Origin of the sequence: Salinibaculum rarum (assembly GCF_030505615.1) — an archaeon.
Classification (GTDB): domain Archaea; phylum Halobacteriota; class Halobacteria; order Halobacteriales; family Haloarculaceae; genus Salinibaculum; species Salinibaculum rarum.
Window position 1 is genome coordinate 2,901,237 of the sequence record NZ_CP129992.1, and the last position, 21,585, is coordinate 2,922,821.

General features: G+C 64.0%; 23 protein-coding genes and 1 pseudogene. 10 read left to right on the plus strand and 14 right to left on the minus strand.

Annotation, left to right across the window (positions count from 1 at the left end; all coding sequences use genetic code 11):
* Nucleotides 1–10: 10 nt before the first annotated feature.
* From QYL91_RS15050 to QYL91_RS15060, 3 genes and pseudogenes are all read right to left on the minus strand, one after another.
* Complete coding sequence (locus QYL91_RS15050; protein WP_302081308.1) at nucleotides 11–1,204, minus strand: MBL fold metallo-hydrolase; 1,194 nt, start codon at nucleotides 1,202–1,204, stop codon at nucleotides 11–13.
* A 198-nt stretch (nucleotides 1,205–1,402) separates the two neighbouring features.
* The gene (locus tag QYL91_RS15055; protein WP_302082881.1) at nucleotides 1,403–2,437 is read right to left on the minus strand and encodes a sulfite exporter TauE/SafE family protein; all 1,035 of its coding nucleotides are present in this window, start codon (nucleotides 2,435–2,437) and stop codon (nucleotides 1,403–1,405) included.
* A gap of 68 nt (nucleotides 2,438–2,505) precedes the next feature.
* Nucleotides 2,506–2,649: pseudogene (locus QYL91_RS15060) on the minus strand (DUF7512 family protein); the annotation flags it as partial.
* Between the two features lie 392 nt (nucleotides 2,650–3,041).
* Here QYL91_RS15060 and QYL91_RS15065 point away from each other — a divergent pair.
* On the plus strand, nucleotides 3,042–3,296 hold the full coding sequence (locus tag QYL91_RS15065; RefSeq protein WP_302081309.1) for a sulfurtransferase TusA family protein: 255 nt from the start codon (nucleotides 3,042–3,044) through the stop codon (nucleotides 3,294–3,296).
* A 49-nt stretch (nucleotides 3,297–3,345) separates the two neighbouring features.
* Here QYL91_RS15065 and QYL91_RS15070 read toward each other — a convergent pair whose 3' ends face one another.
* On the minus strand, nucleotides 3,346–4,422 hold the full coding sequence (locus QYL91_RS15070; RefSeq protein WP_302081310.1) for an ATP-binding protein: 1,077 nt from the start codon (nucleotides 4,420–4,422) through the stop codon (nucleotides 3,346–3,348).
* An 89-nt stretch (nucleotides 4,423–4,511) separates the two neighbouring features.
* Here QYL91_RS15070 and QYL91_RS15075 point away from each other — a divergent pair, with 89 nt between their 5' ends.
* Complete coding sequence (locus QYL91_RS15075; protein ID WP_302081311.1) at nucleotides 4,512–6,146, plus strand: potassium channel family protein; 1,635 nt, start codon at nucleotides 4,512–4,514, stop codon at nucleotides 6,144–6,146.
* 203 nt (nucleotides 6,147–6,349) lie between these two features.
* Here the strand turns inward: QYL91_RS15075 and QYL91_RS15080 are convergent, their stop codons facing one another.
* Nucleotides 6,350–6,604: a DUF7996 family protein gene (locus QYL91_RS15080; RefSeq protein WP_302081312.1), complete on the minus strand. Its 255-nt coding sequence runs from the start codon at nucleotides 6,602–6,604 to the stop codon at nucleotides 6,350–6,352.
* A gap of 86 nt (nucleotides 6,605–6,690) precedes the next feature.
* Between QYL91_RS15080 and QYL91_RS15085 the strand changes: the two genes are divergently transcribed.
* Entirely contained in the window at nucleotides 6,691–8,022 is a 1,332-nt protein-coding gene (locus tag QYL91_RS15085) for an aryl-sulfate sulfotransferase (RefSeq protein ID WP_302081313.1), read from the plus strand.
* A gap of 8 nt (nucleotides 8,023–8,030) precedes the next feature.
* On the opposite strand, the gene QYL91_RS15090 is transcribed toward QYL91_RS15085, so the two are convergent.
* The 4 genes from QYL91_RS15090 to QYL91_RS15105 form a co-directional block, all read right to left on the minus strand.
* Complete coding sequence (locus QYL91_RS15090; protein WP_302081314.1) at nucleotides 8,031–8,219, minus strand: DUF7576 family protein; 189 nt, start codon at nucleotides 8,217–8,219, stop codon at nucleotides 8,031–8,033.
* A 103-nt stretch (nucleotides 8,220–8,322) separates the two neighbouring features.
* The gene (gene glmU / locus QYL91_RS15095) at nucleotides 8,323–9,504 is read right to left on the minus strand and encodes a bifunctional sugar-1-phosphate nucleotidylyltransferase/acetyltransferase (protein WP_302081315.1); all 1,182 of its coding nucleotides are present in this window, start codon (nucleotides 9,502–9,504) and stop codon (nucleotides 8,323–8,325) included.
* Between the two features lie 66 nt (nucleotides 9,505–9,570).
* Nucleotides 9,571–9,741, minus strand: a complete 171-nt coding sequence (locus QYL91_RS15100; protein WP_302081316.1) for a hypothetical protein — start codon at nucleotides 9,739–9,741, stop codon at nucleotides 9,571–9,573.
* Nucleotides 9,742–9,812: 71 nt separating this feature from the next.
* A complete protein-coding gene (locus tag QYL91_RS15105) occupies nucleotides 9,813–11,441 on the minus strand; it encodes a Na+/H+ antiporter NhaC family protein (RefSeq protein WP_302081317.1) in 1,629 nt (542 codons plus the stop codon).
* 136 nt (nucleotides 11,442–11,577) lie between these two features.
* Here QYL91_RS15105 and QYL91_RS15110 point away from each other — a divergent pair, with 136 nt between their 5' ends.
* Both QYL91_RS15110 and QYL91_RS15115 read left to right on the plus strand, forming a co-directional pair.
* Nucleotides 11,578–11,745: a DUF7838 family putative zinc beta-ribbon protein gene (locus QYL91_RS15110; protein WP_302081318.1), complete on the plus strand. Its 168-nt coding sequence runs from the start codon at nucleotides 11,578–11,580 to the stop codon at nucleotides 11,743–11,745.
* A gap of 6 nt (nucleotides 11,746–11,751) precedes the next feature.
* The gene (locus QYL91_RS15115) at nucleotides 11,752–12,132 is read left to right on the plus strand and encodes a response regulator (protein ID WP_302081319.1); all 381 of its coding nucleotides are present in this window, start codon (nucleotides 11,752–11,754) and stop codon (nucleotides 12,130–12,132) included.
* A 23-nt stretch (nucleotides 12,133–12,155) separates the two neighbouring features.
* Here QYL91_RS15115 and gcvPB read toward each other — a convergent pair whose 3' ends face one another.
* The 5 genes from gcvPB to QYL91_RS15140 form a co-directional block, all read right to left on the minus strand.
* Nucleotides 12,156–13,577: an aminomethyl-transferring glycine dehydrogenase subunit GcvPB gene (gene gcvPB / locus QYL91_RS15120; protein ID WP_302081320.1), complete on the minus strand. Its 1,422-nt coding sequence runs from the start codon at nucleotides 13,575–13,577 to the stop codon at nucleotides 12,156–12,158.
* On the minus strand, nucleotides 13,574–14,908 hold the full coding sequence (gcvPA, locus tag QYL91_RS15125) for an aminomethyl-transferring glycine dehydrogenase subunit GcvPA (RefSeq protein WP_302081321.1): 1,335 nt from the start codon (nucleotides 14,906–14,908) through the stop codon (nucleotides 13,574–13,576). The genes gcvPB and gcvPA overlap by 4 nt, the downstream gene beginning before the upstream one ends.
* Before the next feature lie 184 nt (nucleotides 14,909–15,092).
* Nucleotides 15,093–15,470, minus strand: coding sequence for a glycine cleavage system protein GcvH (gene gcvH / locus QYL91_RS15130; RefSeq protein ID WP_302081322.1), 378 nt, complete (start codon nucleotides 15,468–15,470; stop codon nucleotides 15,093–15,095).
* The gene (gcvT, locus tag QYL91_RS15135) at nucleotides 15,467–16,555 is read right to left on the minus strand and encodes a glycine cleavage system aminomethyltransferase GcvT (protein ID WP_302081323.1); all 1,089 of its coding nucleotides are present in this window, start codon (nucleotides 16,553–16,555) and stop codon (nucleotides 15,467–15,469) included. The genes gcvH and gcvT overlap by 4 nt, the downstream gene beginning before the upstream one ends.
* A 189-nt stretch (nucleotides 16,556–16,744) precedes the next feature.
* Nucleotides 16,745–17,830 (minus strand): sensor histidine kinase, encoded by a 1,086-nt coding sequence (locus QYL91_RS15140; RefSeq protein ID WP_302081324.1) that lies wholly within the window; start codon nucleotides 17,828–17,830, stop codon nucleotides 16,745–16,747.
* Nucleotides 17,831–18,039: 209 nt separating this feature from the next.
* Between QYL91_RS15140 and QYL91_RS15145 the strand changes: the two genes are divergently transcribed.
* The 5 genes from QYL91_RS15145 (at nucleotide 18,040) to QYL91_RS15165 (ending at nucleotide 21,581) form a co-directional block, all read left to right on the plus strand.
* Entirely contained in the window at nucleotides 18,040–18,486 is a 447-nt protein-coding gene (locus QYL91_RS15145; protein ID WP_302081325.1) for an NYN domain-containing protein, read from the plus strand.
* 41 nt (nucleotides 18,487–18,527) lie between these two features.
* Nucleotides 18,528–19,367: a TatD family hydrolase gene (locus QYL91_RS15150; RefSeq protein ID WP_302081326.1), complete on the plus strand. Its 840-nt coding sequence runs from the start codon at nucleotides 18,528–18,530 to the stop codon at nucleotides 19,365–19,367.
* Nucleotides 19,368–19,370: 3 nt separating this feature from the next.
* Entirely contained in the window at nucleotides 19,371–19,580 is a 210-nt protein-coding gene (locus QYL91_RS15155; RefSeq protein WP_302081327.1) for a hypothetical protein, read from the plus strand.
* Nucleotides 19,581–19,736: 156 nt separating this feature from the next.
* Nucleotides 19,737–20,321, plus strand: a complete 585-nt coding sequence (locus QYL91_RS15160) for a DUF2150 family protein (protein ID WP_302081328.1) — start codon at nucleotides 19,737–19,739, stop codon at nucleotides 20,319–20,321.
* A 57-nt stretch (nucleotides 20,322–20,378) separates the two neighbouring features.
* Complete coding sequence (locus QYL91_RS15165; RefSeq protein WP_302081329.1) at nucleotides 20,379–21,581, plus strand: hypothetical protein; 1,203 nt, start codon at nucleotides 20,379–20,381, stop codon at nucleotides 21,579–21,581.
* The last annotated feature ends 4 nt before the right edge of the window (nucleotides 21,582–21,585 follow it).

Consider the following 21,585-nt stretch of genomic DNA (forward strand, 5'->3'; position numbering starts at 1 on the left):
GGGAGCGTCGTCAGTCGCCGGTCAGGGCGTCCTGACTGGCTGCACAGTTGTTGGGTCCGAGTTCGAGCGTGAACGCCTCCTCGTCGTCGGCAGTCTGCTGGCCGAGGTTAGTCGCGATGATGTCGACGTAGTTGGCCGGCCGGGGCGGCATATCGGAGAGGATGAGGTCGACGAAGTCTTCCTCGTCCATCGTGAGTGCGTCCATCTCCTCTTCGAGTTGCCCGATGGGTGCGGTGTAGGTGCCGTCCTCGGCGGGTTCGGCGGCGTCGCTGAAGTGTGCACCACCGATGAGCACGTCGTCGTCGAGCGGGAGAACCTTCGTCTGGAGCGTCTCGTAAAGCTCTCGTGCGGCGTCGGGTGCACCTTCGTCGCCCTCTTCGAGGTCCGGCCGCGCGACACTCTCGACGAAGAGTCCGTCGCCGGTCGCGAGCAGACTCTCACCGAGGAGATACGACGTCATACCGGACGTGTGACCGGGCGTGTAGATGGTCTCGACGGTCGCGTCGCCGACGGCGTAGGTGTCACCGTCGTCGGCCGTTTCGAGGTCGTCGATGTAGGTCACACCACGCTGGCGTGACTGCTCGGGGATAACGCCCGTGACGCCACGGTCGTCGAGTTCGCGCACGCCGCTGATGTGGTCGGCGTGAATGTGCGTGTCGAAGGCGTAGGTCAGGTCGGCGCCGAGTTCGTCGGCGTCGTCGAGATACCGGTCGGTGAAGGCACGAAGCGGGTCGACGATTGCGGCCTCGCCGTCGGAGACGAGCAGGTAGCCGAGACAGCCACTGGAGGGACGCTGGTACTGGTACAGCGTGCCCGGGCCGTCGTAGCGGGAGACTTCCTCGCGCTCGTAGATGCGCGCCCAGCCGTTCATCCCGTCGTCGAGGTGAACGACGTCGCGGCCGTTCTCCGCCAGTTTGCCGGCGGCGTACTCGCTGGCGCCACCTTTCGCACAGAGGACGACGAGCGGGTCGCCCTCGGGCACCTGGTCGAGAACCTCGTCGTCGACCTCGTCGTCGAGGAAGTTGAAGTACGGAACGTTGGCGATGGTCACCGACTCGCCTTCGATGTGCCACTCGTCGAAGTCACTCTCCATTCGGGTGTCGAGAATTGTCACCGACTCGCCGTCGTCGATACGCTGCTTGAGTGTCGCTGGGTCAAGTTCATCGACTTCGACGTCGGGTGTCGGAAACTCTTCTGGGTCCATGTTACAACCACTGTTTGCAGCCTGTTGCACATATATCTTGTGGACTTTGTGCAATACTACTATAACCACTAGAGCAGAATAGAAATCGGCCCTGGACAAATTGGCTCGAAAAGTCCTGGGAAAGAGAATTACTCCTCAGCGCAGACGACAACGGGTCGGCAATATTGGAGAGAACGCTAAAAGATAGGGTGCAGCCAGTCAGACGTCAGCTGCGACCGTCTGGTCGCTGGCTTCCGCCCGCAGTTCGCGGATGGCACTGAGGGAGACAGCGCCACTGACCAGCAACGCGGCACCCAGGATAATCAACAGGCTCACCGTGTCGAGAACCGGCATCTCGAGGTAATCGCCGGCCTTTCGCACGGCGACAGCGACAGCACCGAGCAACAGCATGATGCCGAAGTACACCTTGATATCCTCTTCGTCGACGAGACTCGTCGAGATGGCACCGATCCGGGCGCCGAGTGCACTCCCGGCCAGGAGCGGGACGACGATAGTCAGGTCGACCGCACCGGACTGGGCGTACAGGAAGCTCCCAAGACCGCCGGAGAAGACAATCTCGAAGAGGTCAGTCCCGACGGCGACCGGGACCGGCACGCCGATGAGGTAGAACAGTGCCGGCATCCGGATGAAGCCACCACCGACGCCGAGGAAGCCCGACAGCAGACCCGTCAGGAAGGCGACGGCCAGAATCATCCACAGTGACGCCTCGAAGCCACCTTTGAGCGACATCATCGGGGGGATGCGGTAGGACTGAATCTTCTGGGCGATGTCCGGGATGTCTGCCTCGTCGGGGTCAATATCTTCTGCGTCGTGGTCGATGCCACCACTGTCGTCGCTTTTCAGTGATTCTCGGGTGACGAACGCACCGATACCACCCAGTAACAGGATGTACGCGACACTGACGAACGTGTCTGCGGCACCGATGTGCTGGAGATACTCGAGCCCGATTTTCCCGACTTCGATGCCGGCAGTCGTCCCGGCAATCATCAACACGCCGAGTTTGTAGTCGACCTGCCCGAGGTCACGGTGTTTCAGCGTCGCGATGACCGACGTCCCGAAGACGAACGCGAGCCCGGACCCGACCGCCACGTTGGGTTCGTACCCCATCACCAGCAACGCCGGCGTCACGAGGAACGAACCGCCCATCCCGAAGAACCCGAACAGGATTCCGATGAGCAGACCGAATCCCACGAACAGGGCAATCAGCGACGCGCTGACGCCAAATATCTCCATCATTGCTTTGGCCCTCCCTTATTGTCGACAGTACAGCGCCTGAGCAGCATGTCCATCACTGCACACCGGCCCTGCAGGACGCGCTTGAACGACGGGCCAACCTGGGACTCGAGCCATCCGTACCCGACGTACAACAGGAACGCCTCGACGAGCACGAGGCCAACGAGGACGGCCGCCTGTGCGTTTCCGCTGAGGGTCTCAATGCCGAACATAGCTAGCCACCTTTGGGAATGGTTTTGTGAACATTGCGGGATTCTTCACGGGAATGCCTACTGGCAGGAAGTAAATAACGGTTTTGGGTTAATTGCACAATACTATATCGCCATAACTGACCGATACTGATGTATAAGTTATGAGTGGCTACGCGATCTCTCGGCACTGGTCGTGGCAACCGCACTCAGTAAGGATGGTGTCGCGGTGTCAACCGCCTCCGGAGCGTACGTGTGTAGTTCACAAGAACAGTAGTTTCTGTCCAATATCCGCACTTCGCAGTCGTCGGCTTGTTTCCGAAGCGGTTCGTGAACCCAAGACTTCCCGCCCGGTTGTGTACTCAAACAACAACATTATAACCCACCGGGCCGATACGGTAGAATGACGAGAGATAATGAGTTCCGAGATAGACGTAACAGAGATGCTCGACGTAAAGGGTGCATCGTGTCCGATGCCAGTCGTAAAGACGAAACAGGCCGTCGACGAGCTGACCGCAGGTGACGTGCTCGAAGTCGTGGCGACCGACTCGGGAAGCATGAGCGACATCGACGGCTGGGCCAGTGGTACCGACGGCGTCACGCTCCTCGACCAGGAGGAGCGCCAGGAGGGCGGCGAGACGGTCTACGCCCACTACGTACAGGTGTCGTAGCGACCCAGGTCGACGGCCCATCCAGTGTCACACGTTTTTGGAGTCCTCCTCACCGGCCAGCGCCAAGTGTGTCCGCCCACGAGCGGTCGCTGACCCTCGGATTGTCCCCACCGTGTGGCGTCTGCCGCTCCCGGACTTGGGCGGTGTGGACCGTCTCGGTCGCGTCGTCGACCACGACCACCTCGCCGGGTACCGACGGGAGCTGGTTTTCCAGCGCGGTGGTCAGGTAGGTCGGCCGGGCACGCGCCAGCGCGTCGAGGTCAGTCTGGGCGGTCAACCGATGTGCAACCAGAATATCCGACTGTGAGACGGCGACCGGAGGAATCGCGCTTGGCCGCTGGGTCGCAACGACCAGACTGACACCGGGCGCCCGGCCCCGCGTGAGAATCCGCTCGAGTGCAGCCCGTGCAACACCGTCGAAAAACGCGTGCGCCTCGTCGACGAGTAGCCAGGGGAGTCGCTCGACTGTCTCGTCGACGCGCATCCGATAGAGCACGTCACCGATGCCCCGGACGACGGCGTTCATCGGTGCCGGGTCGAGTCCCGAGACGTCGACGACGGTCAGTGCATGGCCGGCGAGGTCCTGTGCCGACAGTCCCTCGTCGTCGAAGACGCCCCACGACTCGGCGAGTGAAAGGTGGTTGATGGCCGCGCGCCGGTCACGCGTGGGCGCGTCCGCGTCGTCTATCGACTGGCGCATCGCCGGAAGCCGGTCCCCCGTCTGGGCGGCCCGCCAGACGAGGCTGCCTGCCCCGCTCTCGGGGTCGAGGCCGAGCAGGGCACACCACGACCGAGGGTCCAGTGCAGTCGGTGCGACCGAGGGCTCGGCGACGACTGTCGCCGGAACCGGACCATCAGTGTCCTCCGCGTCTGCCATCGGCGCGAACACGCCCATCGGGTCGACGATGACGGGTGCCACGCCGGGCGTTCGGGCGAGAAACTCCGCGACGACGCCGAGGGTGTAGGATTTACCGTAGCCACGCTTGCCGACGACCAGCGCCGCGTGTGGACCGTCGACATCGAGATACAGCGGTGCGCCGTCGCTGCCATCCAGCGCGCGGTAGGCGCCGAGTCGGCCGACCGGACCGGCGTCGACGCCCGCCTCGCGACCGAGTACGAATGTCACACCTGCGGGTGGTCGCCCCATCGTATTTGAATCTCCACTCGAATCCCCGACACAGTACGTTTTAATCGGGCCAGCGACTGTACGCGAGTATGAATCGGTGGCAACGGCGGACGATATACTATCTCTTTGTCCTCACGGGCTTTGTGTTCGCGTTTACCCTCGTCTACCAGTACGGGATGACGAACTTCGAAAACCGCCCCCGCAGTTTCCTTCGTTCGCTCCAGATTGTCGTCGAGACGTTCACGACGACCGGCTTTGGCTCCGACGCGCCCTGGGAGACGACGTTTATGAACGTCGTCATCATCGCGATGGACACCATCGGGACTGTGATGATATTCCTCGCTCTCCCCGTCTTCCTGTTCCCTGCGATGGAGGATGTCCTTTCGACGTCGGTGCCGGGCGCTGTCGAGAACGGACTTTCGGACCACGTCGTCATCGCTACGTTCTCCCCGCGGGCCGACACACTCATCTCAGAACTCGAAGACCGCGGCGTCGAGTACGTTCTCGTCGAACCCGACCGGGACCAAGCGGCAACACTCCGAGAGAACGACTACAACGTCATCAACGCCGAACCCGACGTAGTCGACGGACTGCGAGGTGCAAACGTCGCCGAGGCACGCGCACTCGTCGCCGACGTCTCCGACCGGGTCGACACCAGCATCGTCCTCACCGCACGTGAGATTTCCGAGGACGTCCGCGTCGTCAGCGTCGTCGAAGACCCTGACAGCACCCGCTATCACGAACTCGCCGGCGCAGATGTCGTGTTGTCGCCCCGCCCCCTGCTGGGAGAGCGACTCGCGGAAGTCATCTCGACGGGTGTGACGACAGAGCTGGGCGACGGCATCGAAGTCGGAGAGGACTTCGAAATCGCGGAGTTGCTGGTCCACCACGGCAGTCCGCTCGCGGAGACGACACTGGCGACCTCGGGGCTGCGAGAACGGACCGGCGTCAACGTCATCGGCGCGTGGTTCGGCGGCGAGTTCCAGACACCGGTCGACCCCGACCGGGCGTTGAAACCCGGGACCGTACTGCTCGTCAGCGGTCGTGAACACCAGCTAGAGCAGGTCGAGCAGGTCCCCAAATCGGCCGTCCGGGAGTTCGAGCGCGGTGAGGTACTCGTCGTCGGCCACGGGCAAGTCGGGCAGGCCATCACCTCGGCGCTCGCGGCCGACGGCCAGCCCTACACAGTATTGAATCTCAACGACGCGCCGGGTGTAGACGTGGTCGGCACGGCAAGCGACGAGAACGCCCTCAGAGAGGCCGGTATCGAGGACGCCCGCTCGGTGATTCTCGCCATCCCCGACGACACGGAGACGGAGTTTGCGACGCTCGTGATGCGTGATTTGAACACCGACCTGGACATCGCCGCCCGGACCGAAGAAGAGGAGGCCGTCCAGAAGATGTATCGTGCGGGGGCCAACTACGTCCTCTCGCTCGCGCAGGTGGCTGGCCGGATGACAGCCTCCGCAGTGCTCGACGACGAGACGGTAATCTCGATGGACACCCAGGTCAACATCCGACGAACCGAGGCGCCGGGACTGGTCGGGCAGACACTCGCCGACGCCGACGTCCGAACGCGCACCGGATGTACGGTCATCGCCGTCGAACGCGACGGGAAAGTGCAGACGAACGTCGGCCCAGACTTCCGCGTCGAGTCCGGCGACCGACTCATCATCGCCGGAACCGACAAGGAGACAGCGCACTTCAGGCAACTGCTCGGGTAGTCGGCTGCGTGCCACCGCAGGCGGGTAATCTCCACCCACGCCAACGGTTTTTACGCCACCAAAAAGTCGCTTGGTCTCTTCTCACATGTTACCGCACGGCAAACAGAACTCTCGGTGACACAGTCCCACTCCGGCGCGAACAGGAGTCGGTCGAGACCGTCGACAGCGTCACGGCGTGGCGCAGGGAGCGCGACGAGTGTCGCTCAGGAGTCCGTCCGCTCAGTCTCGCTTGTCTCAGTTGCATCGGCGATGTCGTCGGGGTCGTTTTGCCCCGTAATGTCCATCTCGCGGAGCCAGCCGTACCACAGCAGGAAGATAGTCGTCCCGTAGCCAAGAAACCAGATGAGCGACCCGAGGGTGCTGTAGCCAGCCACGTTCACGAGTCGCACGGAGATGCCGGTCCCCGCAACACCGACGAGCAACACCAGCGCGAACAGTCCGCGCGAACTCAATGCCATAGGACCTATTGGGTTTCGAGGGGTGTCTGTCTTTCGTGTCGAACCGACCACAGCGCTCATATACCGTCTGGGGAGCATGTATCGGTATGCGCCCGACGGTCCCCTGGTCGTGGTTCCTGCTTGCCGGTCTCGGTCTGCTAGTCGTGACAGTGGGTGCAAGCGCCGCGCTCGCGCCACCGATTCAGGACGGAACAGCGGTCAACAGCACGGCCGGCGAACCGCGACAGACGCTGGTCGGCTCTCACGGCGGCGGCCCCGGCTACCACGAGGACGGCAGTGTCTACCACCTGAACGGCACCGACGTCGCGTGGAAAGAGGACAGCGCCGACAGCAACTTCGAAGTCACACGCCTCGACAACGGGAGCGTCATGGTCGGATTCGCGGAGGGTGGCTACACCGACTGTGGCCCCTACGACGCGCCCTGTACGCACACCGGCTACCGCATCGTCGACCCCGACCCCGAACCGACGGTCGTCAGTGAGTACAGCTTTCCAGTCCGGTCGATTACCAACAGCGAGTCCCACGCTGCGAAACCGCTCCCGGACGGAAGTGTCGCTGTCACGGACATGGACCAGGAGCGGCTGTTCGTCGTCGAGAACGGGTCGACAACGTGGGAGTGGCGGGCCAGTTCCTTCTACGACGCGCCCGAGGACCCCACGCGTACCGACTGGCTCCACATCAACGACGTCGACTACATCGGCGACGACCGCTTCCTGCTCTCGGTGCGCAACGCAAACCAGATTCTCGTCATCGAGCGCGGCGCCGGCGTCGTCGAAGTCATCAACGGGGACCGCTCGGACGAGGGCGAGAACTCGTGTACGAGAAACGGAAATCTGAACGATTACGACGGCGACGGTGAGATTCGGTGTGGCAACCCGGACGTGTTGAACCACCAGCACAACCCACAGTGGCTCGGCGACGGCGCAGTGCTGGTCGCCGACAGCGACAACGACCGCGTGGTCGAACTTCACCGCACCGCAAACGGCCGCTGGGAACCCGTGTGGTCACTCTCTGAAGCCCAAGGCATCGAGTTTAGCTGGCCCCGCGACGCGGACAGACTCGCCAACGGGAACACGCTCGTCACGGACACGCGCAACCAGCGCCTCGTCGAAGTCGACGAAGACGGGGACCTCATATGGAGTGTCGAAACCGAACGAATCCCCTACGAGGCCGACCGCGTCGGCGAGAACGACACAGAAAGCCGGGATACCTACAAGAACAGTTCCGTCGCGGATGCCGTCGGCGGCGGCGTCCCGGTCCTGTCGACGCTGACTGTCGCCGCCCACTCCGTGGTCCCGGCACTCCCCTACTGGTTCCAGGAGTTGCAGGTGCTCGGAACGCTCGTGTCGGCACTGCTGGTCGTGGGCGCGCCAGTACAGTGGTACCGAAACCGCGGGAGAACAGAGGGGGGAACCTGACCCGCGACTCAGGCCGTTCCGTCCCAGTCCATCCGGCATTCGTCGTCACAGAAGTGCGCGCTCTGTACCTGGCCGTCGTCTATCCACGTGATGACGCGGTGGCGTGGGTCGTCCAGAATCGTCACGCCACAGGTCGCACACGCGGGGGCATCCTCCTCGGAGACGTCCTCGCCGAGGTCCGAAGTGGGGTCAACCATGTTAGTTCGAATCTCGGGACGCCCCTACTTAATCCCATATATCGAGGGTTTACCTTCACGATTGTCTTGCACAGACCGGACCGCGGGACGGCAGCCGAATCGGTTACCGGTCCCGGGTGACTGTCTCGCCCGGTTTCGTCGTCGCGCCAGTCGAGAGGACGACGCCGGCGTTGAGGTTGGTGTCGATTCCCGTCTTCGCGCCGTCGCCGACGACGACGCCGAACTTCCGCCGGCCAGTCGAGACGCGCTCGCCTTTGACCGTCAGGCCCACCGCCTCGTCGTCGTGACGGAGGTTCGCGACCGTCGTTCCCGCGCCGAAGTTCACGTCCTGCCCGAGGACGCTGTCGCCGACATACGAGAGGTGTGGGACGTTCGTGCCCGCACGGACGACCGTGTTCTTCAGTTCGACGCTCTGGCCGACGTGGACGTTCTCGCCGAGCAGTGTCGCACCGCGAATGTAGGCGTTGGGCCCGACCGACGCGCCCGACCGGACGAGCGCCGGTCCCTCGATGACGACGCCGGGTTCGACCGTCGCGCCGTCTTCGACGACGACGGCACCCCGGAGGTCGGCGCCATCGGCCACGTCCCCGCGGATGTCTCGAGAAAGGTCGCCGAGTTTCCACTCGTTTGCTTCGAGCAGTTCCCAGGGCCGGCCGACGTCCAGCCAGCGTTCCAGTTCGACGGCGGTCACGTCGAACTCGTCGACGACTCGTCCCACGACGTCGGTCAGTTCGTGTTCGCCCCGTTCGGATTCGGGCACGTCCAGCCACTCGCGTGCGACCGCCGGGAAGACGTACGCGCCGGCGTTCGCCAGGTTCGACGGCGGGTCCGCCGGCTTCTCGACGATGTCGGTCACCCGAGTCCCGTCAGTCGAGAGGACGCCGTAGCTGGTCGGGTCCGACACTTCCTGTGCGGCGATGGCCGGGCCGGCCGCAAAGAGCGCCGCCACGCTCTCGGGGTCGTAGAGGTTGTCGCCGTTGAGGACGGCGAAATCCCCATCGAGTGCGTCGCGGGCGGCACGAACTGCGTCGGCGGTTCCGCGCTGCTGGTCTTGAATAGCGTAGGTGACCGGCACGCCACGGTACTCCGCTCCGAAGAAGTCCCGGACGGCGTCGGCCTCGTATCCCACGACGAAGACGAGTTCGTCGGTCCCCGCCTCGACGGCTGCGTCGGCGGTGTGTGCCGCGAGCGGGCGGTCGGCGACAGGTAACATCGGTTTTGGCGTCCCGTCGGTCAGCGGCCGCATCCGGGTTCCCTGTCCCGCCGCGAGGATGACAGTCTGCATACGCGGGCGGTCGGCTGGGTGGCACAAATGGCTACCGCAAGCGGCACAGCGGCTGGACGCCAGGGGTCACCGGCGCTTGCGGCCGCGGCGAGCCGAGACGGGCGCGCGGTCCTCGAAGGACGTGCCACAGCTGGGACAGAGCCCCTCCTCGAAAAACACCGTCGGCCCTTCACGCGTCTCGGGGTTCCAGTGGACCCGGTAGCCACAGTCGTCACACCGCGTGGTTCGTCTGGCCATACCGGAGTTTTCGAGCGGCGAGTTCTTAACAGTAGTTCCCGTCCCGGCGTCGCCGAGCAGGGTCGGGACTGTCAGGACTCTGCCGAGCCATCAGCATCCGAACCCGCCGGCTCCGCCGCGTCGTCGGGGGAGCGGTCGCCAGTCGTGGCCGCGACGTCCGGGTCGATCCCCTTGCGTGCGGCGTCCAGCGACGAGAGGACATACACCAGCACGACGAGCGCGACGGCACCGAACGGGAGCCACACGAGCGGGGTGATGCCGGTGACTCCCCACGCGAGCAGGACGGCGATTGCGACGACCGCCACCGTCACGGCGTAGTAAAGCTGCGTCCGGACGTGATCGATCAGATCGGCGCCGGTAAAGGTCGCCGACAGTACGGTCGTATCGGAGATCGGCGACGTGTGGTCGCCGAATATCGACCCGGAAAAGACCGCGCCCACGACGGCCGCGACGAGCGTGTGGTCGCCGGTGAGACGCCAGGCGACCGGGACGACGATGGGCGTCAGGATAGCCATCGACCCCCACGACGTCCCCGTCGAGAAGGCGACAAAGGCCCCGATAAACAGGACCACCACCGGGAGCACGGCCGGGTCGAGGACCGCCTCGGCGTAGCCGGCGACGTAGGCCCCAGTGCCCAGGGCCTCGACGGCCTCGCCCAGCCCCCAGGCGAGGACGAGAATCGACACCGCCGTGAGCATGATACCGAAGCCGTCGATCACCGTGTCCGTCAGTTCGCCGAGCGTCATCACATCGAACAGCTTGCCCAGGAGAAAGCCCGACCCCACCATCGCAAAGGACCCGTACGTGAGCGCGGCCGCGTAGTCCGCGCCGGTCACCACGTCGTACGCCGTGGCCCCCGGCTCGTAACCGGTCCAGAGCGCGGCCCCGACGGTCACCGCGATCAGGACCGCAACCGGCCCGAAGAACGCGAGCAGCCGGGGGTTGGTCACGCTTGGCGTCCCGAGCGTTCCCTCGACGTCCTGCATCGGCGTCGCCCCGTCCCGGACGACAGCACCCGTCTGCCGGGCGCGGGCCTCCGCGTCGAGCATCTCCCCGTAGTCGCGGCCGCTCGCGACGACGATAGCGACCATCGCGATCGCGAGGATGGCGTAGGCGTTGAACGGAATCGACCGCAGGAACACCTCGAACGCCGGCGGGGCCGACTCGACGCCGAGTTCCGCGTACGCGTCGGCGATCAGTCCGAGCTGGAACGCTACCCACGACGAGATGCCCAGCGTCGCGACCGGGGCCGCCGTCGAGTCGACGATGTAGGAGAGTTTCTCCCGGGAGACGGCCAGGCCGTCGGAGACGTCTTTCATCGTACTCCCGACGATGGCCGTGTTGGCGTAGTCGTCGAAAAACAAAAGCAGGCCGAGCAGCCAGGCGATCAGCCCGGCCTTCCGCGGCGTGTCGAGGTGCTCTAAGGCCCAGTTGCGCAGCGCCAGCGACCCGCCGAGTCGCCAGACCATCCCGACGCCCGACCCGAGCAACAGGGTAAACAGCAAGATGCGGACGTGTAGCTCATCGGCCGCGGCGGCGACAATCCAGTCGAAGGTCTGTGCCAGTCCCAGGCCACCGCTGACTAGTACTCCACCGGCCCAGATTCCCAGGAACAGCGACAGTACCGCCTTCCGTGTGACGATGGCGAGTCCGATCGCCAGCAGGGGCGGAACCAGTGACACCAGTCCGTACTCGGCCATATATCAGGGGCCGTCTGACGGCAAATATGCATATCGGACTCGAACCAGTGTGTCCACTGGACGACTGGAACGTCCCAGCCCGGGGTCGCGACCGACACCCGGAGATTTAAATTAAGACGCGCCCGAAGGAGTGCGTATGAGCCTCGAAATGGAACACGAGTGTCCGAACTGCGGCGAGACACGGTCGTTCTGGAAGATAGCAAGCACGGAACTGCACCTCGGTCGGAAAGTCAAGTGGGACTGTCCGGAGTGTGACTACGGATTCGTGCGCATCGACGGGGCTGTCGACACGAGTACCGCGTGATCGGTGATGGATGATGACATCCGGGTACTCGTCGTCGACGAAGACCGCGATGTACTCGAACTGACGGAGACGTTCCTCGAGCGTGAATCGGCCACTCTGACGGTCCTGACCGAGCAGAGCGCCAGCGACGCCGTCGACCGCATCTTCGACGAGGACATCGACTGTGTCGTCAGCGACTACCGGATGCCCGGGATGGACGGCCTTGAACTGTTCGAGGCCGTCCGCGACCGGACCGGCGACCTCCCGTTCTTTTTGCTGACTGCCGCCGCTGACGAGGAAACGGTCGAGCGAGCCGAAAGTGCCGGCGTCACCGGTTTCATAGAGAAAGGCGCGGGCACCGACCACTATACGGACCTTGCGAACCGCATCGTCGACGTCGTCGAGTAACAGTCGGGAGCGCCGAACGTCCTTTACTCGTCGTCCAGCGCCTGCCAGGAGAGTTGCGGCGTTCGCGCTGCGGCCACCTGGTCGATTCGGCGGGCCGCGGTCGCCTCGGGTGCGGCTTCGAGTGTGGCGTCGTCCTCGCCAGCGACAGCGTTGAACGCCGTCGCCAGCTGGTCGAGCGTTCGCTTGCCCTCGATTTCGGTCGGTTCGGTCATCAGCGCTTCCGGGACGATTTCGGGCCACTTCGTCGTCGGCGGGTGGACGCCGTAATCGAGCATGCGCTTTGCCACGTCGGCGGCATCCTGGTCACCGGCGCTGGCGACGAACTCGTGGTGGAAGGGACCAAAAGGCACGTCGTACTCGATTTGCTCGGCCAGATAGTTCGCGTTCAACACCGCCTTCGCGCTGGCGTCGGCCAGCCCCGAATCGCCCAGCCGGGCGATGTACGCGTACGTCTTCAGGAGCACCAGCCAGTTGCCCTCGAAGCCGTGGACCTTGCCGATGGTGTGGGCGGGGTCGAACCGCTCGTAGCCACCGTCGTCGGTCTCCCGGACGCGTGGTGCGGGCAAGAACGGCGCGAGGTCGGAGACGACACCGACCGGTCCGGCACCGGGACCGCCACCGCCGTGTGGCGTCGCGAACGTCTTGTGGACGTTGTAGTGCATGATGTCGAATCCCATGTCGCCGGGCCGGGCCTGCCCGAGCAGTGCGTTGAGGTTCGCCCCGTCGTAGTAGAGGAGTCCGCCGGCGTCGTGAACTATGTCTGCAATCTCTTCGATGTCCCGCTCGAAGAGCCCGAGCGTGTTGGGGTTGGTGAGCATCAGCGCCGCCGTCTCCTCCGAGACCGCCGCTTCGAGTGCGTCGAGGTCGACGCGGCCGTCCTCGGCACTCGGCAACTCCACCACGTCGAAGCCGGCCATCGCCGCACTCGCGAAGTTGGTTCCGTGAGCGCTGTCCGGAACCACGATTTCCGATCGGTCCTCGCCGTTGTGGTCGTGGTAGGCTTTGGCGACGAGGACGCCCGCAAACTCGCCTGCGGCGCCCGCCGGTGGCTGCAGCGTCACCGCGTCCATCCCGCCGATGCGCGCCAGGTAGTCCTGGAGTCCCTGCATGACACCGAGCAGTCCCTGAACCGTCCGCTCGTCGCGGTCCGGGTGGACCCCGGCACTGGGCAGGGCAGCCAGGTCCTCCGTGAACTTCGGGTTGTACTTCATCGTACACGACCCAAGCGGGAAGGGGCCGCTCTCGACGCCGTAGTTCATCTGCGAGAGTCGCGTGTAGTGCCGGGCCAGTTCCGGTTCCTCGAGTGCCGGGAGTTCGACGGAGTCGCGAGTCAGGTCCTCGGGAAGCGGCCCGTCGTCGCTCACCTCGACTGTCGTCGTGTCTTTCTCCGAGAGGAGCGGTTCGTAGCGGTCGTCCTCGGCCCAGCGAGCCTGTTCGTAGCTCATCGTGCCACCTCCTCGACGGCGGCGACCAGCCCATCGACGGCGTGTTCGTTCGTCTCGGTCACACAGACCTGGAGGAGGTGGTCGTCGATAGCGTGGACGGCATAACCTTCGTCTGCGAGGTCGGCGGCGATGGCACCTGCCGGCTGCTCGGTGCGTGCGACGAACTCCCGGAAGTGGTGGCAGTCGTGGACCGGTGCCTCGATACCGACAATCTCGTCCAGCCGTGCGGCCGTGTCGCGTGCCCGCCGGACCGACTCTTCGGCGAGTTCGACCAGACCGTCGGGACCGAGCATGGTGACGTGCATCGCGGTCCGAAGCGCGACCCACGCCTGGTTCGTACAAATGTTGCTCGTGGCCCGCTCCCGGCGGATGTGCTGTTCGCGCGTCTGCAGTGTGAGCGTGTACGCGCGCCGCTCCGTGCTGTCCTCGCCCGCACCGACGAGTCGACCGGGGACCTGCCGGAGATACTCCTCGCGGGTGACGAAGAGTCCAAGTCCCATCCCGTAGGCCGTCCCGAGGCCCAGCGTCGCGGCGTCGCCGACTACCACGTCCGCGCCGACATCGACTGGGCGTTCGAGCAACGCGAGCGCGACGGGGTCGGTGCCGAGACAGAACAGCGCGCCGGCGTCGTCGGCAATCTCGCCGATGGTATCGAGGTGTTCCTCCACGACGCCCCGGACCGTCGGCGTCTCGGCGTAGACCAGCAGGGTCTCTTCGCCGGCACTGTCTGCGAGTGCGTCGACGTCGACACAGCCGTCGTCCATCGGATATGTCTCGACGGTCAGGTCGACGCCGTCGGCGTAATTTTCCAACACGGAGCGTTTCTCCTCGCGGACGTGTTCGGGCACGAGTACGCGCGAGCCGTCCACGTCGCGGACGCGCGCGGCGAGGGTCGCCGCCTCCCCCAGCGCCGTCGCCGCATCGTAGACAGAGCAGTTGGCGACTTCGAGACCGGTCAACTCGACCAGCATCGACTGATACTCAAAGAGTGCCTGCAGGAATCCCTGGGCGATTTCGGGCTGGTACTGGGTGTAGGAGGTCAGAAACTCCTGGCGGTCGGCCAGGTGGTCGACCAGCGACGGGACGTAGTGGTCGTAGTGGCCCCGCCCGAGAAACTCCACGAGGTCGGCGTTGCGGCCAAGTTCCGTCCCCACCTCCCGACGGACAGCCTGTTCACTCCGGGCGTCGATACCGAACTCGCCGTCAAAGGCGACGGGGTCCGGGATATCGAACAGGTCGGCCTCGCTGTCGACGCCGACGGCTTCGAGCATCGCCGCCCGCTCTGTCGCGGTGTGAGGGGCGTACGGACTCCCCCGATTGTCTCCGCTCATGAATCTCTTGACCGCACTTGGACAGGCCGCTACACAACGTTTTCGGGTGCGCTACTCGCCAAGAGTCGCTTTCGACTCACCCAGTTTCGGCAGACATCGACTGATTTCGATATATTGGCATACAATTTACCGAGATAATTCAGGTGCTACCGCTGTACACGTAAAATCGGAAAGAACAGCCGTCTCACTCGATTTGCTCGGCGTACTCGTCAGAGGAGAGCAGATGGTCCAGTGACTCGTTGGGGTCGATAGCCAGCATCCAGCCGTCGCCGTAGGGGTCGTCGTTAACCAGTTCGGGCTGGTCGAGCAGGTCGTCGTTTGTCTCCGTAACCGTTCCCGCAAGCGGGGCGTAGATGTCCGAAACCGCTTTGATGGATTCGACGACACCGAACGACTCTTCGCGGTCCAGCTGGTCGCCCTCGTCTGGCAGTTCCACGAAGACGACGTCACCGAGTTCGTCCTGTGCGAAGTCGCTGATGCCGACGCGGACGATTCCGTCTTCCTCGCGCGCCCACTCGTGGGAGTCGAGGTAACGCAGGTCCTCGGGTATCTCGAAGCTCATGAGAGGAATGGTGTCGTGGTGGTACGTGCCTTCTTCGGTTCGCCGCGGATGAGGACCCGCACGGTCCGGTCGGGCTCGGTGTAGGCTGCCGGCAGATAGGCGAGCGCAATCGGTTCGCCCAGCGTCGGACTCATCGTCCCGCTGGTGACTTCCCCGAGTGGGTCCCCGTCGGGAGTGGTCACCTCGTAGCCGTGACGGGGAACGCCCCGGTCGATGAGTTGGAGGCCGACAAGACGCTCGGCTGGCCCTTCAGTATCGATTCCTTCGAGGGTATCACGGCCGACGAACTCGGTGTCGAGTTTCACGGCGAAGCCGATGCCGGCCTCGAAGGGATTGCGGGGGTTTGTCTCGGGATTGAAGTCCTGGCCCGAGAGGAGAAAGCCCATCTCGACGCGCAGGGTATCCCGAGCGCCCAGCCCGCAGGGCTGACAGTCCAGTGCGTCCCAGACTGTCTCGGCGCTGTCCCACGGACAGAGCACCTCGAATCCCTTCTCGCCGGTGTAGCCGGTCCGGGCGACGAGCGACTCGACGCCGGCGACGACCCCACGTTCAATATCGAATCGGTCCATCTCGGGCAGGTCGACATCGGTTTTGGCCGCCAGCAGTGCCGGCGCGTCCGGCCCCTGCACGGCAATCATGGCGTACTCCTCGGTTCGGTTGGTTACGGTTGCGTCCAGTTCCCACTGGTCGCGATGGGTGACCCAGCGGTCGTACATCTCGCTGTCGTGGCCCGCGTTGGGGATAAACAGATAGTCCGCGTCCGCGCTCGCGGGGAGGTTGTAGACGACGGTGTCGTCGAGGATGATGCCGTCCTCGTCGGTGATGGCAGCGTACTGTGCTTCACCGGGGTCCAGTGCGAGGACGTCGTTGGTCGTCAACCGCTGGCAGAGCCGAGCGGCGTCCGGCCCGGAGACTGCTATCTCGCCCATATGTGAAACGTCGAATTTGCCAGCCGACTCGCGGACTGCGGTGTGTTCAGCGCGAATCGAGTCGAACTCGACGGGCATCTCCCACCCACCGAAGTCGGTGAACTGCCCGCCGTGGTCGGCGTGTGTGTCACGCAAAGGTGGCGTCCGTAGGGTCATACCGAACGTCTCGCACCCGCCCCACATACGCTTTCGGCTCAGAGCGTCCGCGTGCGAGCTGGCGGCGCTGGTAAACTCTATGCCACGATAGTAAATAGAGCGGGCGCCGCTGACACTGGACCCAGAGACAGCTCTGTAGGAGAGTCAGGGATGCTTTCGAGCGACGAGTCGAGAAACGGCTCGGCGACTTCAGTGAGTCTGAGCGACTCGTTCCGGACGGGCAGGTGACTGGTTCGACGTTTCGGTCGCGGTAATCTCGAAGCGGGCGCCACCCGAACGGCTCTCGTCGACGGCGATAGTCCAGCCGTGGACGTCACAGATGCGCTGGACGACGTGGAGTCCGAGTCCGGTGCCATCGCCGCCGGAGTAGCCCGTCTCGAAGATTTCCTCGCGGTCTTCGGGCGGGATACCGGGGCCGTCGTCTGCGACGTAGAATCCACTCGGTTCGTCCGCCGGTCGGTCGTCAGAAGCGGTCGGCCCGACCCGAATAGTCACGTCCTCGTCACCGTGGTCGACGCTGTTCCGGAAGAGGTTCTCGAGCAGTTGCCGCGTGAGATGTCTGTCACCGTCGAAGTGGTGTCGGCCGTCGATGGTGAGCGTCGCCTCGGGTGCGTCGACGGTCTCCCAGGCCTGCAGTGCCACGTCATCGAGCGCGAGAGTGGTCGGCTCGATATCGGTCGTCCCCCGGGTCAGCATGAGGACGTCGTCGATGATGCGGTCTATCCGTTCGAGCGCGCTGGCGGCCCGGTCGAGTTTCTCATCGTCACCGTCGGCCAGTTCGACCATTCCCGATGCGACGTTGAGCGGATTCCGGACGTCGTGGCTGACGATGGCCGCAAACTCCTCTAGGCGCTCGTTCTGTGTCGACAGTTGCTCGTTGGCCCGGCGCAGGCGGATTGCGTAGGTGCCGATAACCGCCCCGAGCACGGCACCGGTCGCCAGCGAGCCGATGACAGCGAGCAGGTACGCCGTCTCGAACAGCACGGAGAGTACGAAAAACAGGACGCCGACGAGTGTGAAGGTGGCGACGCCGGCAGCAATCCACCGGGCCAGCAGCGACCGGTGTTGCCGGGAGACAGGGTCGTCGTTGCCAACGCCGTAGACAATCAGCATCGACCCGAGAAAGAGCGGCAACAGCGATTGTGCGACGGCGGCGGAGAATGGATTGGTCGCGACGGCGAGTCCCAGAAGCGTCACGGCGACGATTGTGGCCCCCACGACGACGTACGGGTTCCGGACGACCCGCGTCCCCTCCGCGCCGGTCGAGTCGGTCATAGTTCCTCTCAACGGAATTGTTGCCGTAAAACGTCCGAGGCGTTCTAACTTCCTGAGAATACCCGACCAGGAACGATTCGGGTGGTGTCAAATACCCATTATTTCTCTCGGTGGGGCAACCGACCACGCAATGGCCATGATATCAACCGACGATGGCCCCGAACGCGCCAGTCGTCAGCGCTAAACCCCGGGGTAGCAAACATATCGGTATGGAACTGCTCGGCGGCCTCTTCGGGGACGAGACGAAACGGGTGGGGTTGTTCGTCGACGGGCCGAACGTCCTCCGCGCAGAGTTCGACGTCGACTTGGACGAACTGCGCGCTATCGCCGAGTCGGAGGGAGCGCTCGCGCTCACTCGCCTGTATCTGGACGAACACGCGACACCGGAGCTCATCCAGGCCGCCGAGTCGCGCGGATTCGACGTGGTGACCACGAGCGGCGACGTCGACGTCCGGTTGGCCGTGGACGCGACGGCAGCCGCGACCGAACAGACCATCGACGTGCTCGTGATTGCGTCCCGCGACGCCGACTTCAAGCCCGTCGTCGAGCGAGCGGCCGAGGAAGGACTGCGGACAGTGGCGCTCGCTCCCGGGTCCTACGGGCGCTCGGACGCGCTCCGCAACGCCGCCCAGCACGCGATTACGATGGACGAGTAACGAGACGAACTGTTTTTGCGCCACCGGACCGCACGCCCGGTATGTTCGAGCCAATCCTGGACAATCACCTCCATCTGGACCCCGTCAACGGCCGGGGCGTCGACGCCGCCGAAGATTTCGCCAACCGCGGCGGCACCCACCTGCTCGTACTCAACAAGCCCTCCTGGCATCTCGTCGGCGAGGTCGACGACGCAGACGGGTTCCGGGAGACGTTCGAGATTACGGTGGACGTGACCGAACGCGCCAGTGACATCCTCCCCGGCCGCGCCTGGCCGGTCCTCGGTGTCCATCCCGCGCTCATCTCGCAGTTACTCGACCGGGGCTACACGCCCACGGAGGCCCGTGACCTGATGCAAACCGGACTCGACGTCGCCGCGGAGTTCGTCGCCGACGGACCCGCACTCGCAATCAAGAGCGGGCGTCCCCACTATGACGTCGACGAAGACGTGTGGGAGGCCTCCAACGACGTGATGCGACACGCCTTCGAACTCGCCGCGGAAGTCGGGTGTGCCGTCCAGCTCCACACCGAAGGTGGCGAGGACTTCACCGAGGTGGTTGAGTGGGCCGAAGACTGTGGCCTCCCGCGCGAGCGCGTGGTCAAGCACTTCTCGGGGAGCCACGTCGAGGGACCGATTGCGAGTGTTCTCTCGAACAAGGAGGAACTGGAAACGGCCTGTCAGCGCGAGGACCCGTTCCTGATGGAGACCGACTTCATCGACGACCCGGACCGGCCCGGCGCGGTGCTCGGCCCCAAGACGGTACCCAAACGCGTCGAGTGGCTGGTCGAAGAGGGATACGAGGACGCGATGTCCCGCGCCCACGTCGAGACGCCCGCCCGCGTGTACGGTATCGACACCGAGGCGACCTTGACGGAGGAGTGATCGATGGTCACCGACCCGCGGTGTCCTGACTGTGGCGTGACGATGGAGGAGATGACGGTCCAGACCAGCGGCGGGCATCGACTCCAGTTTCTCTCCGAGGAGAACAAGGAGGGGATTCTGGGGAAACTGGGCGTGAAACAGCGCTACGACGGGCAGGCCTACGTCTGTTCGGAGTGTGGTCTGACGCGCATGTACGCCGACATCGACGAGTGACTGCCCGGAGACCGGACGGGCACTCGCGCTTGCGACGAGGCGGGAGTCAACCACAGCGGGACGGACGTGCCGGCGGATACTGAGATGGAAAACGCACAGCGAGAGGAAAAAGCGGGTGTTCGAAAGTCATAACCCCCGAGGCACGTACGGGAGCATATGAGCAACCCCCCGGGGGAATACTACACAGAGGAACGCTGGCAGAACTGGTTGGGTCGCATCCGCGAGGAAGACATCGACGCCGAAGACGAAGATTCGGCGCGCCTGCTGTTGAATCTCCAGGATGACACCGCAATCGCGGTGGCGAAAATCATCACCGACTACGAGGACGGCGAGCTCGACGAGGAGCGCGCACTGTCCGAAATCGAGGACATCGAGCAGATTGTCCTCGCGGAGTTGGACTTCGAGAACGAGGAGAAGGCGATGCTCGTCGACGGCGTCCAGACGTCGCTGATGTGTGTCTTCTACGCCGCCGAAGAGTTCATCGCGGGCGGACCCGCCGACGAAGGCACAATCGAGGAGTACGTCCAGGCCGCCGCCGACGCCGAGGCCGAAGAGGACATGGACGCCGCGCTGGGGTACTGTGTCCAGGCCGGCACGCTCGTCATCGACGGCGAGGAGATGGACATGGGGATGAGCGAGGACCTCGAATTTGGCTTCGTCGCCGAATGGGTCAACGGCCTCGACAGTCTGCAGACGGCGATGAGCGACCCCGAAGTCGTCGAGGAAGACGACGCCGAGTAAGCTCACGGAGACGGCCGCCCGGAGGCTTTTAACCGCGCGGGAGGTAAGAGGTTCGTAATGGACCTGACGGGTGACGGGAGAGGGCAATCTATCCAGATTGGAGCGGTGCTCCTCTTTGGCGTTCTTATTATTCTGTTTACGACCTACCAGGCGTTCGTCGTCCCGAATCAGAACAGAGAGGTCGAGTTCAACCACAACCAGCGAGTCGAGGGCGACATGGTCGAGTTGCGAAACACGATTCTGGAGACGAAAACGACCGGCGAGGACGGGTACGCAACGGTCGAACTCGGGACCGAATTCCCAGCCCGGTTGCTCGCGCTGAATCCATCACCACCGAGCGGGTCGTTGTCTACCACTGAGCCTCGGCCTATCGTCATCGAACAGAACGGCAACGACATCACGACAGATGTCTGTCCGGGGACCGACATCCAGACACGGTTTATCGAGTACAATCCCAGCTACTCAGTATACGACAGCGCGGGGACGATTCGATACGAGAACTCGCTGCTCTATCACCAGTTCAGCGACGACTCCGTACTGATGACGAGCCAGCAACTGGTACAAGGTGACACCATCCAGATAACTCCGCTAAGTGGGTCGTTGAACAAGGGAGGGGGAGATACGGTGGCAATAGAGTCAAAAGCTGGCCTCCTCACTAGCTCACAGAAGAATGACTTGAACGTCACAATACCGACCGAACTGTCACGAGACCGGTGGGAGACGGCACTCGAAGGAGAAGTCGACCCCGGGAATATCACCGTCAGCAACGGGAATCTGACGCTCACTTTGAGTGGCGAGTACACAGTCAACTGCAGTCCTGTCGGACTGGGCGAGGCGCCACAGTCTGGTGAGAGAGGGTCCGACCGGGATGATATTACCCCGGCCAATCCAGGAGATATTCGACTGACTGATTCCTCCGCGAGCGGGTCGACGGTCACAGTGACTTTCAACAACACCGGTGCGACGAATAATTTCACCGAGGCCCGGATTGACTTCTACAGGAATACAGGCTCGGGAAAAGGGAGCAAGCCGACCTCCGCTGACGTGTACGTAGATAGCACCAATAACGCTCGGCGCGCGAGTCTCGATATTAGGGGCGACTACGAGAGCTTTACCCCAAAGATCGAACTCCAAGGGGGCGGTTCGGAGACAGACGTCGTGTTTGAGTTCGACGCCAATGGAGGCGGACAGTCCTGGTTCGTAGTTAGCTTCCAGCTGGAGACGGGCGAGAGCGCACTGTATATCGTGCCAGCATCATGAGGAG

Coding starts and splice junctions, on each gene's coding strand:
- QYL91_RS15165 (WP_302081329.1), top strand. CDS start 20,379: ATGGACCTGACGGGTGACGGGAGAGGGCAATCTATCCAGATTGGAGCG.
- QYL91_RS15110 (WP_302081318.1), top strand. CDS start 11,578: ATGAGCCTCGAAATGGAACACGAGTGTCCGAACTGCGGCGAGACACGG.
- gcvT (WP_302081323.1), bottom strand. CDS start 16,555: ATGACCCTACGGACGCCACCTTTGCGTGACACACACGCCGACCACGGC.
- QYL91_RS15145 (WP_302081325.1), top strand. CDS start 18,040: ATGGAACTGCTCGGCGGCCTCTTCGGGGACGAGACGAAACGGGTGGGG.
- QYL91_RS15140 (WP_302081324.1), bottom strand. CDS start 17,830: ATGACCGACTCGACCGGCGCGGAGGGGACGCGGGTCGTCCGGAACCCG.
- QYL91_RS15085 (WP_302081313.1), top strand. CDS start 6,691: ATGCGCCCGACGGTCCCCTGGTCGTGGTTCCTGCTTGCCGGTCTCGGT.
- QYL91_RS15050 (WP_302081308.1), bottom strand. CDS start 1,204: ATGGACCCAGAAGAGTTTCCGACACCCGACGTCGAAGTCGATGAACTT.
- QYL91_RS15100 (WP_302081316.1), bottom strand. CDS start 9,741: ATGGCCAGACGAACCACGCGGTGTGACGACTGTGGCTACCGGGTCCAC.
- QYL91_RS15105 (WP_302081317.1), bottom strand. CDS start 11,441: ATGGCCGAGTACGGACTGGTGTCACTGGTTCCGCCCCTGCTGGCGATC.
- QYL91_RS15155 (WP_302081327.1), top strand. CDS start 19,371: ATGGTCACCGACCCGCGGTGTCCTGACTGTGGCGTGACGATGGAGGAG.
- glmU (WP_302081315.1), bottom strand. CDS start 9,504: ATGCAGACTGTCATCCTCGCGGCGGGACAGGGAACCCGGATGCGGCCG.
- QYL91_RS15090 (WP_302081314.1), bottom strand. CDS start 8,219: ATGGTTGACCCCACTTCGGACCTCGGCGAGGACGTCTCCGAGGAGGAT.
- gcvPB (WP_302081320.1), bottom strand. CDS start 13,577: ATGAGCTACGAACAGGCTCGCTGGGCCGAGGACGACCGCTACGAACCG.
- QYL91_RS15055 (WP_302082881.1), bottom strand. CDS start 2,437: ATGGAGATATTTGGCGTCAGCGCGTCGCTGATTGCCCTGTTCGTGGGA.
- gcvH (WP_302081322.1), bottom strand. CDS start 15,470: ATGAGCTTCGAGATACCCGAGGACCTGCGTTACCTCGACTCCCACGAG.
- QYL91_RS15160 (WP_302081328.1), top strand. CDS start 19,737: ATGAGCAACCCCCCGGGGGAATACTACACAGAGGAACGCTGGCAGAAC.
- gcvPA (WP_302081321.1), bottom strand. CDS start 14,908: ATGAGCGGAGACAATCGGGGGAGTCCGTACGCCCCTCACACCGCGACA.
- QYL91_RS15115 (WP_302081319.1), top strand. CDS start 11,752: ATGGATGATGACATCCGGGTACTCGTCGTCGACGAAGACCGCGATGTA.
- QYL91_RS15080 (WP_302081312.1), bottom strand. CDS start 6,604: ATGGCATTGAGTTCGCGCGGACTGTTCGCGCTGGTGTTGCTCGTCGGT.
- QYL91_RS15075 (WP_302081311.1), top strand. CDS start 4,512: ATGAATCGGTGGCAACGGCGGACGATATACTATCTCTTTGTCCTCACG.
- QYL91_RS15065 (WP_302081309.1), top strand. CDS start 3,042: ATGAGTTCCGAGATAGACGTAACAGAGATGCTCGACGTAAAGGGTGCA.
- QYL91_RS15150 (WP_302081326.1), top strand. CDS start 18,528: ATGTTCGAGCCAATCCTGGACAATCACCTCCATCTGGACCCCGTCAAC.